11 protein-coding genes, 2 tRNA genes, 1 rRNA gene and 1 pseudogene are annotated in these 12,680 nt (G+C 63.6%); 10 read left to right on the top strand and 5 right to left on the bottom strand.

Annotation, left to right across the window (positions count from 1 at the left end; genetic code table 11):
- Window positions 1–3: 3 nt before the first annotated feature.
- From rrf to LE416_RS07350, 4 genes are all read left to right on the top strand, one after another.
- A 5S ribosomal RNA gene (rrf, locus tag LE416_RS07365) occupies window positions 4–120 on the top strand.
- Between the two features lie 12 nt (window positions 121–132).
- Window positions 133–204: transfer RNA gene (locus LE416_RS07360), tRNA-Asn, on the top strand.
- A gap of 150 nt (window positions 205–354) precedes the next feature.
- Window positions 355–427, top strand: a tRNA-Thr gene (locus LE416_RS07355).
- Window positions 428–478: 51 nt separating this feature from the next.
- Complete coding sequence (locus LE416_RS07350) at window positions 479–1,288, top strand: DNA/RNA non-specific endonuclease (protein ID WP_225047803.1); 810 nt, start codon at window positions 479–481, stop codon at window positions 1,286–1,288.
- A gap of 177 nt (window positions 1,289–1,465) precedes the next feature.
- Here the strand turns inward: LE416_RS07350 and LE416_RS07345 are convergent, their stop codons facing one another.
- Both LE416_RS07345 and LE416_RS07340 read right to left on the bottom strand, forming a co-directional pair.
- On the bottom strand, window positions 1,466–1,678 hold the full coding sequence (locus tag LE416_RS07345) for a zinc ribbon domain-containing protein (RefSeq protein WP_225047802.1): 213 nt from the start codon (window positions 1,676–1,678) through the stop codon (window positions 1,466–1,468).
- 3 nt (window positions 1,679–1,681) lie between these two features.
- Window positions 1,682–2,104, bottom strand: a complete 423-nt coding sequence (locus tag LE416_RS07340) for a hypothetical protein (RefSeq protein ID WP_225047801.1) — start codon at window positions 2,102–2,104, stop codon at window positions 1,682–1,684.
- Between the two features lie 103 nt (window positions 2,105–2,207).
- Between LE416_RS07340 and LE416_RS13175 the strand changes: the two genes are divergently transcribed.
- Genes LE416_RS13175 through LE416_RS07325 form a run of 3 tightly spaced genes read left to right on the top strand, consistent with a single transcriptional unit; the run spans window position 2,208 to window position 5,429 of the window.
- Window positions 2,208–3,503 carry a 3'-5' exonuclease gene (locus LE416_RS13175; protein WP_225047800.1) on the top strand — a complete coding sequence of 432 codons (1,296 nt, stop codon included), beginning with the start codon at window positions 2,208–2,210 and terminating at the stop codon, window positions 3,501–3,503.
- On the top strand, window positions 3,500–3,730 hold the full coding sequence (locus LE416_RS07330; protein ID WP_225047799.1) for a DUF1858 domain-containing protein: 231 nt from the start codon (window positions 3,500–3,502) through the stop codon (window positions 3,728–3,730). The genes LE416_RS13175 and LE416_RS07330 overlap by 4 nt, the downstream gene beginning before the upstream one ends.
- Window positions 3,723–5,429, top strand: coding sequence for a DUF438 domain-containing protein (locus LE416_RS07325; RefSeq protein WP_225047798.1), 1,707 nt, complete (start codon window positions 3,723–3,725; stop codon window positions 5,427–5,429). The genes LE416_RS07330 and LE416_RS07325 overlap by 8 nt, the downstream gene beginning before the upstream one ends.
- Window positions 5,430–5,536: 107 nt before the next feature.
- On the opposite strand, the gene LE416_RS07320 is transcribed toward LE416_RS07325, so the two are convergent.
- The 3 genes and pseudogenes from LE416_RS07320 to LE416_RS07310 form a co-directional block, all read right to left on the bottom strand.
- Window positions 5,537–6,400 (bottom strand): IS3 family transposase, encoded by an 864-nt coding sequence (locus tag LE416_RS07320; RefSeq protein ID WP_225046558.1) that lies wholly within the window; start codon window positions 6,398–6,400, stop codon window positions 5,537–5,539.
- Window positions 6,397–6,576, bottom strand: a complete 180-nt coding sequence (locus LE416_RS07315) for a hypothetical protein (protein ID WP_225047806.1) — start codon at window positions 6,574–6,576, stop codon at window positions 6,397–6,399. The genes LE416_RS07320 and LE416_RS07315 overlap by 4 nt, the downstream gene beginning before the upstream one ends.
- Window positions 6,577–6,591: 15 nt before the next feature.
- Window positions 6,592–6,933, bottom strand: a pseudogene (locus LE416_RS07310) (transposase); the annotation flags it as partial.
- 171 nt (window positions 6,934–7,104) lie between these two features.
- On the opposite strand from LE416_RS07310, the gene pcrA reads away from it, so the two are divergent.
- From pcrA to LE416_RS07295, 3 genes are read left to right on the top strand one after another with little or no spacing between them, the layout of a single operon-like run.
- Window positions 7,105–9,339, top strand: coding sequence for a DNA helicase PcrA (gene pcrA, locus LE416_RS07305; protein WP_225047797.1), 2,235 nt, complete (start codon window positions 7,105–7,107; stop codon window positions 9,337–9,339).
- A gap of 12 nt (window positions 9,340–9,351) precedes the next feature.
- Entirely contained in the window at window positions 9,352–11,352 is a 2,001-nt protein-coding gene (ligA, locus tag LE416_RS07300) for an NAD-dependent DNA ligase LigA (protein ID WP_225047796.1), read from the top strand.
- Window positions 11,353–11,406: 54 nt separating this feature from the next.
- On the top strand, window positions 11,407–12,555 hold the full coding sequence (locus LE416_RS07295; RefSeq protein WP_225047795.1) for a CamS family sex pheromone protein: 1,149 nt from the start codon (window positions 11,407–11,409) through the stop codon (window positions 12,553–12,555).
- Window positions 12,556–12,680: the final 125 nt, after the last annotated feature.

Genomic DNA, 12,680 nt, shown 5'->3' with positions numbered 1-12,680 from the left:
AAGTGCGGTGGCGATAGCGAGAAGGATACACCTGTTCCCATGCCGAACACAGAAGTTAAGCTTCTCAACGCCGAGAGTAGTTGGTGGGTGACTGCCTGCGAGGGTAGGAAGCTGCCGCGCTTTTTTTGTTTTTCCGGATTAGCTCAGTGGTAGAGCACCTGACTGTTAATCAGGGTGTCGTCAGTTCGAGCCTGACATCCGGAGGAGATACGGGCCGCCTGCGGCCTGTTTTTTTATCTTGAGACCGGCCGCAGATCGCGCAAAAAGACCCTGAAAAGGGGTTTACACCGCGATTTGCGTCAGGTATAATCAATCTTGTTGTTGCGACGGCTTGGCCGTCTGGCAGCGCATGATGCCGTCTTAGCTCAGTTGGCAGAGCACTTCATTCGTAATGAAGGGGTCGCTGGTTCGAATCCAGTAGACGGCAGATTGGCCTCGCGGACGCGAGGCTTTTTTGATACCAAGGGGGACTTGTAACATGGCAAGACGACGCAAGCAGGCCAGCCTGGCCAGTGTGGCCGCCACCGCGCTGATCGCGTTGGCGGCGTGGGGATTCAACGCGTGGCAAAACGGCCAGGCGCCGGCACCGGCGCAAAAGACCACGACCACGGTGGCGGCCGGGGCAGACCAGACCACCTACAAGAAGCTGGCCGCGATGGACTACGCAAACGACAGCGACCCCGTGATCGAGGTCGGCGGCGACGCGTCCGGGCTGGACCTCGCCAAGTGGCAGGGGCCGCGCATCCAGTACGGCAACCTGGATTCGCTGAATCGCACGACCACCAACGTCGGCTACCTGGACGCGCGCACCCTGATCAAGTCGGCGGGGCGGCCGGGGCAGACCTTCGAGCCCACCGGTTGGCACAACCGCTACACCTGGGTGGACGGGCGCCGGGTCAACCGCCAAAACCGCGGGCACCTGATCGCCTACACCCTGTCCGGGAACCTGGACAGCGATGGCAACTACAAGCAAGGCGAGCTTGGCTCAAGCGACAACCCCAAGAACCTCGCCTCACAGACCGAATTCGCCAACCAGGTGCTGATGCAGCCCTTCGAGCAGCAGGTGCGAGACGCCCTGGCCAAGCGCCAGCGCGTGATCTACAAGGTCACTACCGTGTTTCGCGGATCGGAGCTGATGCCGCGCGGCTACTGGCTGCGGGCCAAGGCGGCTTCGGGGCTGGACTTCAACGTCTACGTGTTCAACGTGCAAAACGAGATCCGCTACGACTACGCGACCGGGCGCAGCACCGTGGACCGCAGCGTGTCGGTGCCGGACAAGGACCAGTGAGCGCCGGCACGCGGAGGCCGTGGGCCGGCCGCGCCGCCTGCCTGCGCGGACCGCGACCGTCTGGGGGCACGGCGTAACCGGGCCCTTGTGACTGCCGGGTCAGGCATAGTTCAAGCCTCAGCAAAAAACGGCAGCCCCGCCTCCTCAATCGGAGGCGGGGCTGCCGTTTTGGCGTCATCAGTTGCTCAGCAGGAAGTCGAGCACGTTCATGCCGGTGCTGGTGGTCTGGCGGTACAGCTCGGTGTAGCCGCACTGGGTGCAGGAGACGGTCACGAAGCGCTTGTTTTGGACGTCGAAAATCTTGGCGAAGTTGCCGCCGGTGGCCTGGAACTTGTCGGCCTCGTAGCTGTGGTTGCCGCACTTGGGGCAGACGTACTGAATTGGGTTCATGCGTTATCCTTTCTCCGCGTCATCGCGAAATCGCAGTGCCGATTGATCCGTGGCGGGCGCGACGATCGGGGCGCCCTGCCAGAACATGATGTCGAGGCTGTGGTCGGGGTACTGGTGGTAGGTGATGTCGAGCTCGGCGAGTGTGCGCTGCATCACGGCGAAGTAGACCGGCAAAGGCGCCTTGTCGATGCGCCCGGCCAGGACCACTAGGTACTTGGTCATCTCCTCGAACAGCGCCTGGGTCAGGCCGATCGGCTGCACGAAGTCGAGGTCGACGTACCACAGCTCCTGGGTTTCCCGGACGATGCCGACGTGGTTCAGGGCAAAGCCGCCGAACGACTGGGCGTCCTCCAGGGTGTAGACGATGTGTTTCATCTGGCCTTTGGTGTAGGCCGGACGCTTAAACATGAGGTGCCATAGGGCCACGCTGTCGCCTCCGCTCAATTATGCTATGATATTAGGCACAAGGTGTCTGCCCACAGTATACCAGAAAAAACTTTGGGCCGACGCACGGGAAGGAAGACGCACTGTGGAATTCAAGGCAATCGTACAACAACCCCTCACCGAGGCCGACTGGGCGCTGACGCTGCAGGCCGCCCTGCAGGCGCTCGCACGCCTGGGCGGCGGGGCAACCACGCGCGTGGCGGTGCTGCCGGTGGGGCAGACCACACTGGTCGAGGTCCAGGGCCTGTGGCCGGCCCGGCTGACCCTGGACGGGCAAAAAGTGGCCGCGCCGGGCCTTGCGCCGACCGTCGAGCTGTGGGAGACGCCGCGCGCCGGGCAGCCGGTCGACAAGGTGCTGCGCAAGCTGATCGCCGCGTACGTCGCGACGCTCCGCGACCCCGCGCAGCTGCCCGCAACACTGGCCGCGGACTGGCCGCGGGTGCGGGCGGTCGCCAACCACCTGCTGGCGCTGCAGGCCGTCTGTCACCGCCTGCGCCTGGAGCCCGAGCGCACGCTGACCGTCACGCTGTACGGACCGGTGGCGGCGGAAACCGCGGCCGTTTTGGCGAGGGCCGGGCTGCCGCTGACGGTGCGGCCGATGATGACGCCGTGGCCGCAGGCGTTCACCGCAGACGCCATCGGGCCGATCGTGCTCGGCGCACCCAAGGCGACCAGCTGGGCCGGCCCGGAGCAGCGCGCGGCGGCCACGGCCCGGGCGCGCGCCCTGCGCCCGCACCGCTACCCGAAACCGTCGCACCCGGCCTTCGCCAGGCGCGAGGCGCCTTTGGTGCTGGCGCACGACGCGCCGCGCGATTACACCGTCTTTGACCTCGAGTTCTCCAGCGGCAACGCGCGCGAGGGCTGGTTCATCACCGAGATCGGTGCGCTCAAGGTGCGCCAGGGCAGGATGGCTCAGGCGTTCAACACGTTCGTCAAGATTCCGGCCGGCTGCCACCTGAACCTGCAGTCGCAGCGGATGACGGCGCTGGACGCGCGGCTGTTGAACCGCTACGGGCAGACCCCGGAGGCCGCCTTGGCCGCCTTCCTGGGCTTTGTCGGCGACGACGAGCTGCTCGGCTTTTCCGTGCGCGGCGGGGACCTGGCTGTGCTTCGGCGCCAGTTCGCGCTTTTTCCCCAGGCCGGCCGGGTGCTGGACGTGGCCAAGCTCGCCGAGGCGGTGGGGCCGATGCCGGGGATGCCCGAGGTCAGCCTGTCCAAGTACCGCGTGTACCTGGGGCTCAACGCGGTGATGGCGCACGGCGCGCTGTACGACGCGCTGACCACCCACGCGCTGTACGCCTACCTGCAGGGCCACCCGGTGGATCCAGCGGCCGCGGTGGCCGGCGTGAACCGCCTGATGAAGGAGGAGGAAACCCGATGACGTCAATCAGCCTGAACACCCCGGTGCGGGAGCTGGTGCTCGCCCACCCGGCCATCGTGCCGGTCATGGTCCAGATGGGCCTCGACGGCGTGACCGACCCGGCGCTGTTGAACACGGTGGGGCGCTTCATGACGCTGGCCAAGGGCGCGCGCATGAAGCACATTCCGATGACGCAGCTGACGGCCGCGCTGGCGGCCGCCGGCTTTGAGGTGACAACAGATGACTGAACACAACGCCGTGACCCGGCAGAAAAAAATTGTGGAGATCCTGTCCATGCTGCACGACGGCGGCGACTTCGAGGCGGCCAAGGCGATTTTTGACGCGACCTTCGACGGCGTCGACGTCGCAGAGATCACCAGCGCCGAGCGCGAGCTGATCGCAAGCGGCCTGAACCCGATGGCGATCCAGACGCTGTGCAACGTGCACGCCGCGGTCTTCCGCGGCAAGATCACCAACGGCGAGAAGACGCCGATGGCAGACATTCCCGGCCACCCGGTGCAGGTGATGAAGCTCGAAAACGTCGTGCTGATGTCGCTGCTCAACGACGAGCTGCTGCCGGCGCTCAAGAAGTGGCAGCAATACGGCACCGACGCGGCACTTTTGGCCCGCATCGCCGCCGCGCTTGAAGACCTTGCGACCATCGACCGCCACTACCTGCGCAAGGAGAACCTGATTTTCCCGCTGATGGACAAGTACGGCATCACCGCGCCGCCCAAGGTGATGTGGGGCGTCGACGACGAGATCCGCGGCTGGATCAAGGACGCCCGGCGGCTGGTGGCGACGCGGCCGCTGAACGATTTGTATGTGATCGAGGCGGCCGTCGAGAAGGCGGCCAAGGAGGTCGACGAGATGGTCTTCAAGGAAGAGGAGATCATGCTGCCGATGGTGCTTGAGGTCTTCACCGCCGCCGACTGGGCGCTGGTGCAGCGCGAGTCCGCGGCCATCGGCTTCACGCTGATTCCCGAACCGCTGCCGTGGCAGCCGACCAAAGCACAGCTGGCAGCGCAGCCGAAGCCGTCCAAGATGGCGCAGGAGCTCAACGAGATGGCCAAGGCGCTGGCCGCAAGCCAGGAGCTGGGCTCCGCTCGCACTGCAAAGGCGCCAAGCGACGCCGAGCTGCTCGCGACAATCCACCAGGGCCAGCCGGCGCCGGTGCCGCTGGCCACGCAGGCCAAGCTTGAGGCGGCCCGGGCCGCGGCCCCGCAGGCAGACGCCGCGGATGCGGACGCTTCGCCAGACGGCCCGCGGATCTCGATCGCGCCGCGCAAGGCCGGCGGCACCGCAGCCCCGGCCGCCGAGGCGATCCCGGCGGGCCACCCGGCCAAGTCGGCCCCCGCAGCCCCGACCGCGACCGAAGCGGCGGCCGTCCCGGAAGCGACCGCGGCTGCCGCCACAGCACCGGACGTCCCGGCCGGCATGCCGCCCGAGATCGCGGCCGCGCTGGCCCAGGCGCCGAGCGGGCCGGTGCCCGGCACCTCGGGCACGGCGGACGGGCGCATCGAGATCGACGGCGTGCACCCGGCGCGGGTGCTGCTGCCAACCGGGAGCTTCGACCTGGCCCAGCTCACCCATGTGCTGCGCCTGCTGCCGCTTGACCTCACCTTCGTCGACGACACCGACACCGTGCGCTGGTTCTCCGACTCCGGCGAGCGGGTCTTCCCGCGCACCACGGCCGTGATCGGGCGCAAGGTGCAAAACTGCCACCCGCCGCGCTCGGTGGACAAGGTCGAGAAGATCCTGGCCGACTTCCACGCCGGGCGGGAGACGCACGCCGATTTTTGGATCAACTTGCACGGTGAGCGCATGGTGTACATCCGCTACTTCGCCATCACTGACGCCGCCGGCCGCTACCTCGGCTGCCTCGAGGTGACCCAGGACATCACGGCGATCCAGCAGCTGGAAGGCGAGAAGCGGCTGGGCGACTGACGGCCCAAAATTTTTCACTGATGACAGCGCTCACGCGGCAAAAAGGCGTCGCCCCGGGCTTTGGCCGCTGAAGTGCAATAGAAAAGTTAGACAAGTTCAATTTTGAATCAAGCAATCATGGCCTGTTCCCGGTACGCGACTGGGGTCAGGCCATTTTTGGTTCTCGAGATTCTGGCATTGTTGAACCAATCAACGTAGCCGTTCACCAGCTGGCGCAGGCTGGCAAGGTCATCAATCCGATAACGATTCAGGCACTCGCGCTTCATCAGGTTGAAGAAGCTTTCAATTGGCGCATTATCATGGCAGTTGCCCTTGCGTGACATGCTCTGAACAATGTTCATGTCCTTCAGGCGCTGCTGATAGTCTGGCATCTGATACTGCCAGCCTTGATCAGAGTGAAGAATCGGTCGTACTCCTGCTTTGAGATGATGTTTGAGTTCGTCAAGCGTCGCTTGGATAAGCGCCTTATTTGGTGAGGCACTGACAATGGTGGCGAGGACTTCGCGACTAGCCTCATCGGTAATCGACGAGATGTAACCCCATTCGCCGTTATAGAGCCGAACCTGGGTGACATCGGTGTGAAGGACGGTGAGCGGCTGTTTCGCGCCAAAATGTTGCTTCAAGATATTGGGGACGATATTACCAACCGTGCCTTTGTATGAGTGGTACTTGGCCGTGTGTTTGGAGTAAATCGTCACTTTCAAGCCCATGTCGCTCATCAGACGTCGAATCGTCTCCTCGGCATAATGAAACCCGTGCTTCAACGCTTCATCATGAATCCGCCGGTAACCGTACGTCTCCCTAGAATCGTAGTAGACCCGCTTGATGAACTTCTTAATCTCAGCGTACTTGTCGGCCTTCTTATCCCGCTTAAGGCGATCATAGTACGTTGCTCGAGGCAACTTGAGTTGCCTAAGCAGCTCTTGAAAACCATAGCGCGACCTCAACGAGGTAACGATGCCCGCCTTCACTTTTGCTGAGAGTGCTTCGGTGAGTTCTTCGTCAGGGTCGCGAGTGCTTTTAAAATATCACGATCCAGCTCTGCCTCGTGAAGCTTGCTTTTGAGTTCCAGAATCTCCTGTTGGTACTTCTCTTCCTGCGTCGGCTCAAGTTTCTTGATTGGTTTGATTTTCTTGTGCTTACCCATGGCTGGTCTCCCTTTTTGAGTAGTGCGCAATCCAGCCACCCCTTGATCTCTCACGATGCGATACCAAGAATTGACCTGGCTGGGTGAGATGCCGAAATGAGCCGCAGTTTGCGCACGACTTATTTGATGTGTATGCACATACTCTACCACTGCAATCTTGAATGTTTGGGAGTATTCAACGTTTGTATGCTTAACTTTTAGAGAATCGAGGCCATGAGCCTTAGCCTGATTAACCCAAGTTTGGACGATTCTGGCATGGGGTATTCCAAACTCTGTGCACAGATTTTTATAGCTTATGCCACCCTTAAGATACCTGGAGACAACCCTGATTTTAAATTCACTACTGTATTTAGTCATAAGAAAAGCCCCACAATCGTTAGACTTCTTGTCTAACAATTGTAGGGCACTTCACGCAGGGGGGCGCCTTTGGTGTTGCCCCGTTTTCTGGTACAATAATAGCGATACGCGCCACGCATTCGGCGCGCTTAGCCAGTGGCTTCGGCCACGCGCACGCGAAAGGACGATTCCATGGATTCTGCACTGATTGGCATGAACGACAAGCAACAAGAGGCCGTGCTGGCCACCGAGGGGCCGGTTTTGATCATGGCCGGCGCCGGCTCCGGCAAGACGCGGGTCCTGACGCACCGCATCGCCTACCTGATTGAGGAGAAAAACGTCAACCCGTGGCGGATTCTGGCCATCACCTTCACCAACAAGGCGGCCAAGGAGATGCGCGAGCGCGTCGGCAAGCTGCTGGATCCGGAGCTCGCCCGCGACGTCTGGGTGTCGACCTTCCACGCGCTGTGCGTGCGCATCCTGCGCCGCGACATCGAAAAGCTCGGCATGGCCCGCGCTTTCACCATCGCCGACCCGGCGGAGCAAAAGACGCTGGTCAAGCACATCCTGGCCGACCTGAACCTCGACCCCAAGCGCTACGACCCCAAAGCCTTGCTCGGCACCATCTCCAACGCCAAAAACGACCTGCAGACGCCGGAGGACTACGCCAAGGCGGCCGGCACGCCGTACGAGCAGATCGTCGCCAGCGTCTACAAGGAGTACCAGCGCCGGCTCAGATCCGACCAGGCGCTTGACTTCGACGACCTGATCATGCAGACCATCGTGCTGTTCCAAGAGAACCCGGAGACGCTTGAGTTCTACCAGCGCAAGTTCCAGTACATCCACGTCGACGAGTACCAAGACACCAACGAGGCCCAGTACCAGCTGGTGCACATGCTCGGCGAGGGCTACCACAACGTCTGCGTGGTCGGGGATGCCGACCAGAGCATCTACGGCTGGCGCGGCGCCAACATGCAAAACATCCTGGACTTCAAGAAGGACTACCCGACGGCGCAGGTCGTGATGCTCGAGCAGAACTACCGCTCGACCAAAAACATCCTGGCCGCGGCCAACGCGGTGATCAAAAACAACAAGACGCGCCAGGTCAAGACGCTGTGGACGCAAAACAAAACCGGCGACAAGATCACCTACTACCGGGCGCAAAACGAGATGGACGAGGCCTTTTTCATCATCAAGGAGATCGAGGCCCAGACCGCGTCGCACCACCGCCGCTACGGCGACTTCGCGATCCTCTACCGCACCAACGCGCAGTCGCGTGCGATCGAAGAGGTGTTCGTCAAGTCGAGCATTCCCTACAAGATGGTCGGCGGCCACAAGTTCTACGACCGCAAGGAGATTAAAGACGCCCTTGCGTACTTCCGGCTGGTGGTCAACCCGGCCGACGACATGTCCTTCAACCGCATCGTCAACGAGCCCAAGCGCGGCATCGGCCCGACGTCTTTGGAGAAGCTTCAGGCCTTCGCCGACGGCAACGGCTGGAGCCTGCTGGAGTCGGCGGCGAACGCCGAGCTCTCTCAGGTCGGCGGCAAGGCCCGCACGGCGCTGGTGCAGTTCGGCCGCACCATTGAAAAAATCGCGGCCAAGCGCCAGGACGGCTCCGTGACCGCCCTGATGGAGGCGATTCTCGACCAGACCGGCTACCTGCCGACGCTCAAGGCCCAGGAGTCGGTGGAGGCGGACACCCGCATCGAAAACCTGCAGGAGCTCCTGTCGGTGACCCAGCAGTTCGACGCGCGGTACCGGCCCGAAGAGGAGGATTCCGACATCTTCGTCGATTTTCTCGCGGAGCTGTCGCTGTTGTCCGACCAAGACGACGTTGAGGAGGACGCGCAGGAGGTCACGCTGATGACGCTGCACGCCGCCAAGGGGCTGGAGTTCCCGGTCGTTTTCCTGGTCGGCATGGAGGAGGGGCTTTTCCCGCTGTCGCGCGCTTCGATGGACGAGACCCAGCTTGAGGAGGAGCGCCGGCTGGCCTACGTCGGCATCACCCGCGCCAAGTCCAAGCTCTACCTCAGCAACGCGTACGGCCGGATGCTTTACGGCCAGCGCCAAAACAACCCGGAGAGCCGCTTCATCACCGAGATCGATGACGACCTGCTGACGCGCGCCGGGCAGGCCCAGCCGAAGACCAACATTCCGTTCATCGACCGCACCCAGCGCGCCGTGACGCCGACCTACTCGCGCCACCCGGTCGGCACCGGCGCCAAGGTCGTCGCGGCCGCGCCGACAAGCGCGGCGGGCAAGGTGGCCTGGGCCGTCGGCGACAAGGCCGAGCACCGCAAGTGGGGCGTCGGCACCGTGGTCAAGGTGTCGGGGTCAGGCGACGATCAGGAGCTTGACATCGCCTTTCCGCAGCAGGGCGTCAAGCGCCTGTTGACCGCCTTTGCCCCGATCGTCAAAAAGTAAAGGAGAGACACGATGGCCGAATCTGATGTGACAAGCGAATACCGGGCGCTGGTGGCCAAGCTCAACGGCTGGCGCCGCGAGTACTACACCGAAGACGCGCCGAGCGTGGAGGACCATGTCTACGACGTCGCCTACCAGCGCCTGCTGGCTATCGAGGCCGCGCACCCGAATCTGGTGGCCGTGGACTCCCCGACGCAGCTGGTCGGGGACGTCGTGTCGCCGGACTTCAGCAAGGTGCCGCACCCGGTGCCGATGCTCTCGATGGGCGACGTGTTCTCGCTTGAGGCGCTTCAGGCCTGGGCGGACCGCCTGGCTGCGAGCGACCCGGCGCCGGACGGCTACAACGTCGAGCTCAAGATCGACGGCCTCTCGCTGTCTTTGGTGTACGAAAAGGGCGTGCTGGTGCAGGGCTCCACGCGCGGCGACGGCAGCGTCGGCGAGGACGTGACCGCCAACGTCCGCACGATTCCGGACATTCCCCAGACGCTGCCGCGCCCGCTTGACCTCGAGGTGCGCGGCGAGTGCTACATGCCCAAGGCCGCCTTCGCCAAGCTCAACGCGGCGCGCGAGGCGGCCGGCGAGCCGCCGTTTGCCAACCCGCGCAACGCCGCGGCCGGCAGCCTGCGCCAGCTGGACGTCGCGGTGACCCGCGCGCGCAGCCTGGCGACCTTCATGTACACGGTGGTCGCCCCGGAAAACTACGGGCTGACCACCCAGCATGAGGCGCTTGGCTTCATGAAAGACCTCGGCTTTGCCACCAACCCGACCAGCGTGGTGGCCAAGGACATGAGCACCATGGCCGACTACATTCAAAGCCAGACCGCCGACCGCGACGCTTTGCCGTACGGCATCGACGGCATCGTGGTCAAGGTCAACGACCTGGCGCTTCAGGCGGCCCTTGGCAACACGGTCAAGGTGCCGCGGTGGGAGATCGCCTACAAGTTTCCGCCCGAGGAGGCGGCGACGACGGTCCTCGACATCGAGTGGACCATCGGCCGCACCGGTGTGGTCACGCCGACCGCGGTGATGACGCCGGTGCAGCTGGCCGGCACCACGGTCGCCCGCGCCAGCCTGCACAACGTCGACCTGCTGCGCCAAAAGGACATCCGCATCGGCGACACGGTGATGCTGCACAAGGCCGGGGACATCATTCCCGAGGTGTCGACCGTCGTGATGGCCAAGCGGCCGGCGTCAAGCGTGCCGGCGCCGGTGCCGACGACCTGCCCGTCCTGCAAGGAGCCTTTGGTCCACCTGGACGACGAGGTGGCGCTGCGCTGCATCAACCCGCGCTGCCCGGCGCAGGTGCAGGAGCAGCTGACCCACTTCGCCTCCCGCAACGCGATGAACATCGACGGGCTGGGACCCAAGATCATCCAGCAGCTGTTGGCCCGCAAGCTGGTGGACGACGTCGCCGGGCTGTACCGGCTGACCGCCGCCGACTTGGCCGACCTGGACAAGTTCAAGGAGAAGTCCGTTAATAATTTGTTAAAGGCGATTGAGGCCAGTCGGCAAAACTCGGTGGAACGCCTACTATTTGGGTTAGGCATCCGCCACGTCGGCGGCAAGGCCGCCGCGTCTTTGGCTGCAGCCTTCGGCGACCTGGACCACCTGGCGACAGCCGCCCACGACGACATCGCGGCGGTCGACGGCATCGGGCCGATCATCGCCGATTCGGTGGTCGCCTACTTCAAGAACCCGGGCGCCAAGGTGCTGATTGAGGAGCTGCGCGAGGCCGGCGTCAACCTGGCCTACAAGGGCGCGGCGCCCGCCGCAACCGACGGCTTTTGGGCCGGCAAGACGGTGGTGATCACCGGCAGCTTCGCGGACTTCTCGCGCCCGGCGCTGACCGCGCGGCTGAAGCAGCTCGGCGCCAAGGTCACCGGGTCCGTGTCCAAGCGCACGGACCTGCTGGTGGCCGGCGAGGCGGCCGGGTCCAAGCTGACGAAGGCCCAGGACCTCGGCGTGACCGTGATGGACGCGGCCGAGCTGGCCCAGACGCTGAACCAGGCGTGACGAGCAGGAGGCGCGCGCGTGCAGATGCGCGCACGCAAAAAGGAGAATGACGCAATGAAGAGATTTTTGGCCGGTGCCCTCGCACTGGTGGCCGTGACGCTGGTCGGGTGCGGCAAGCTGAGCTTCGATGACACGAGCACCGCAAGCTCCGGCACCAAGACGGCGACTTACCAGACCACCGGCACGGTGGACGACAGCATGTACCAGGGCGTCATCAAAAACGGCCGCTACCAGACCAGCTCCGCGCGCGGCCTGACCCTGCAGACCAACACCCAGGGCGGCAACAGCTTCAACATCAAGAGCATGGAAACCGGGCTTCAAGACATCGCCAAGACCCATTTTGCCACGTCCAAGTACGTGTTCCAGGAGGGGCAGCTGCTGAGCACCGCGACGACGACCAAGTGGCTCGGCCGCAAGAGCAAGAGCAACGCCGACGGGCTCAACCCGACGGACAACAAGAAGACCGGCGAGAACGACCGGCGCCCGATCTACCTGCAGAGCCTGGTCGAGCAGGACTACATGCTGCAGAGCAAGGGCAAGCTCAAGTACGGCGGCATCGCCATCGCGTTGGGGCTCAACGAGTACGACTACTACCAGAAGGTGAAGTACGGCGCGACCTACACGACGCACATCGACCAGGCGAAGCTTGCAAGCGAGGGCAAGCAGATGGCCGCCACGGTGATCGCGCGCATCCGCCAGATGAAGGGCGTCGGTCAGGACATTCCGATCGTGGTCAGCCTGTACAAGAACGCGGCGCGCGACTCGCTGGTCGGCGGCACCTTCTTCGCCACGGTCACCGCGTCAAGCGGCACGACCCTCGGTGACTGGAAGACCCTCAACCAGCAAAACGAGGTGCTGCCGGTGGTGAACAACGCCAAGCCGGTCAACACCACGGTCGCCACCGACTTCAACAACTTCTCGACCCAGGTCGAGAACTTCTTCCCGACTTTGGCCGGGATCACCGCGCAGGCCCACTACGACGGCGGGGAGCTCAGCGGCCTCAACGTGACCATCAACACCCAGTTCTACGGCGAGACCGAGGTGGAGAGCTTCACCCAGTACGTCGCGACGACGGCGGCCAAATACCTGCCAAGCGGCGCCAAGATCGAAATCACGGTGCAGGCGACGCAGGGCATCCAGGCCTTCCTCGCCAGAGAAAGCGGTGAAAAGAACTTCACGACCCACGTCTTTGGCAGCTACTGACCGCACGGGGGCGCAAGTTGCGCGCGTTTTGGCCGGCGGTTTATGGTAAACTATGATGAGAATACGGGCCAAGCGGGCCAGTCATTCGTGGCTGGCTTTTCGCGTTGCCCCAACAGAAAGTAGGG

This window comes from Lacticaseibacillus kribbianus, from assembly GCF_020180945.1.
Taxonomy (GTDB): Bacteria; Bacillota; Bacilli; order Lactobacillales; family Lactobacillaceae; genus Lacticaseibacillus; species Lacticaseibacillus kribbianus.
This window is presented reverse-complemented; position numbering and strand designations above follow the sequence as displayed.

Bases quoted from the DNA above. Each gene is read 5' to 3' on its own strand.
- LE416_RS07350 (WP_225047803.1), top strand. From the start codon at position 479: ATGGCAAGACGACGCAAGCAGGCCAGCCTGGCCAGTGTGGCCGCCACC.
- LE416_RS07345 (WP_225047802.1), bottom strand. From the start codon at position 1,678: ATGAACCCAATTCAGTACGTCTGCCCCAAGTGCGGCAACCACAGCTAC.
- LE416_RS07330 (WP_225047799.1), top strand. From the start codon at position 3,500: ATGACGTCAATCAGCCTGAACACCCCGGTGCGGGAGCTGGTGCTCGCC.
- LE416_RS07325 (WP_225047798.1), top strand. From the start codon at position 3,723: ATGACTGAACACAACGCCGTGACCCGGCAGAAAAAAATTGTGGAGATC.
- LE416_RS07315 (WP_225047806.1), bottom strand. From the start codon at position 6,576: ATGGGTAAGCACAAGAAAATCAAACCAATCAAGAAACTTGAGCCGACG.
- pcrA (WP_225047797.1), top strand. From the start codon at position 7,105: ATGGATTCTGCACTGATTGGCATGAACGACAAGCAACAAGAGGCCGTG.
- ligA (WP_225047796.1), top strand. From the start codon at position 9,352: ATGGCCGAATCTGATGTGACAAGCGAATACCGGGCGCTGGTGGCCAAG.
- LE416_RS07295 (WP_225047795.1), top strand. From the start codon at position 11,407: ATGAAGAGATTTTTGGCCGGTGCCCTCGCACTGGTGGCCGTGACGCTG.